This is a genomic window from Nocardioides sp. P5_C9_2, assembly GCF_054049555.1.
Map to the genome: position 1 here is coordinate 1 of NZ_JBFUMD010000558.1, position 2,307 is coordinate 2,307.

The window sequence follows — 2,307 nt, forward strand, 5'->3', positions numbered from 1 at the left end:
GCTCAGTCCTCCGGGTCGTAGCCCAGGTTGGGCGACAGCCAGCGCTCCGCCTCGGCGAGCGTCCAGCCCTTGCGCTCGGCGTAGTCGGCGACCTGGTCGCGACCCAACCGCCCGACCACGAAGTACTGCGACTGCGGGTGGGAGAAGTACCAGCCCGAGATGGCCGCGCCCGGCCACATCGCCATCGACTCGGTGAGCTCGATGCCGGTCCGCGCCTCCACGTCGAGGAGCTCCCACAGGGTGAGCTTCTCCGTGTGGTCCGGGCAGGCCGGGTAGCCGGGCGCCGGGCGGATGCCGGTGTAGCGCTCGGCGATGAGGTCGTCGTTGGCCAGCGCCTCGTCCGCGGCGTGGCCCCAGAACTCGGTGCGCACCCGTTGGTGCAGTCGCTCGGCGAAGGCCTCGGCCAGCCGGTCCGCGAGCGACTCGAGCAGGATCGCGGAGTAGTCGTCGTGCTCGGCCCTGAACTTCTCGATCCGCTCGCGGATGCCGTGACCGGCGGTGACGGCGAAGCCGCCGACATGGTCCGCAAGCCCCGTCGCGCGCGGTGCCACGTAGTCGCTGAGCGCCCGGTTGGGGACCCCCGCGCGGTGCGCCCCCTGCTGGCGCAGGTGGTGCAGCGTGGTCAGCACCTCCGACCGCGTGTCGTCGGTGTAGACCTCGACGTCGTCGCCGACGCCGCTCGCCGGGAAGAACCCGTAGACGCCGCGCGCGGTCAGCCACCGCTCCTCGACGACCCGGTCCAGCATCTCCTGGGCGTCGTCGTACAGCCTGCGGGCGGTCTCGCCGGTGGTCGGGTTGTTGAGGATGTCGGGGAAGCGGCCCTTCATCTCCCAGGCGTTGAWGAACGGCTGCCAGTCGATGTAGTCGCGCAGCTCCCCGAGGTCGTAGTCGTCGAGGACGTGCACGCCGCTGAGGGCGGGAGCAGGCGGCTCGTAGCCGGTCCAGTCGATCGGCGTCGCGTTGTCCCTGGCCCCGTCCAGGGTCAGCATCGGCCGGTCGTGCTTGGCCGCGTGCCGGGTCCGCAGCGAGTCGTAGTCGGCCTTGACGTCGGCCATCAGCCGGGAGCGCTGGTCGTCGTGGAGCAGCGCGGCGGCGGTGGGCACCGAGCGCGACGCGTCCTTCACCCAGACCACCGGGCCGTCGTACCGGGGGTCGACCTTGACGGCCGTGTGGGCGCGCGAGGTCGTCGCGCCGCCGATCATGAGCGGGATCTCGAGGCCCTGGCGTTGCATCTCGGTCGCGAAGTTGACCATCTCGTCGAGGGAGGGCGTGATGAGCCCGGACAGGCCGATGATGTCGGCGCCCACCTCGGCGGCGGTGTCCAGGATCTTCTGCGCCGGGACCATCACCCCGAGGTCGATGACCTCGTAGTTGTTGCACTGAAGCACCACGCCGACGATGTTCTTGCCGATGTCGTGGACGTCGCCCTTGACGGTGGCCATGACGATCGTGCCGTTGGTGTCCTTCGCGGTGGCGTACTCGGGATTGTCGAGCTTCTCCTGCTCGATGTACGGGATGAGGTGGGCGACGGCCTTCTTCATCACGCGGGCGCTCTTGACCACCTGCGGSAGGAACATCTTGCCGGCGCCGAACAGGTCGCCGACGACGTTCATGCCGTCCATCAGCGGTCCCTCGATGACCTCGATGGGACGGCCGCCGCGCTCGGCGATCTCGACCCGCAGGATCTCGGTGTCGGACTCGACGTGGGCGTCGATGCCCTTGACCAGGGCGTGCGTGATCCGCTCGCCGATCGGCAGGGCGCGCCACTCGTCCTCGGCGACCTCCGCCGCCTCACCGGTGCGGTTGTGCGCCTCGGCGATCTCCAGCAGCCGCTCGGCGGCGTCGGGGCGGCGGTTGAGGACGACGTCCTCGATCCGCTCCCGCAGCTCGGGGTCGACCTCGTCGTAGACCACGAGTGCGCCGGCGTTGACGATCCCCATGTCGAGGCCGGCCCGGATGGCGTGGAACAGGAAGACGGCGTGGATCGCCTCGCGCACCGGGTTGTTGCCGCGGAAGGAGAACGACACGTTGGAGATGCCGCCGCTGACCTTGGCACCCGGGAGGTTCGCCTTGATCCACCGGGTCGCCTCGATGAAGTCGTGCCCGTACGACGCGTGCTCCTCGATGCCCGTCGCCACCGCGAAGACGTTGGGGTCGAAGATGATGTCCTCGGCCGGGAAGTCGACCTCGTCGACCAGGATCCGGTAGGCGCGCTCGCAGATCTGCGTGCGGCGCTCGAGGTTGTCGGCCTGACCGTCCTCGTCGAAGGCCATCACCACTGCGGCGGCGCCGTACTGGCGGCACAGC

Annotated in this window: 1 protein-coding gene; it reads right to left on the bottom strand. The window is 69.9% G+C overall.

Annotated elements, in window-relative coordinates:
• Positions 1-2: 2 nt before the first annotated feature.
• A partial coding sequence (locus tag ACXJKL_RS19580; RefSeq protein WP_457208670.1) for a vitamin B12 dependent-methionine synthase activation domain-containing protein occupies positions 3-2,307 on the bottom strand: 2,305 nt, incomplete at its 5' end.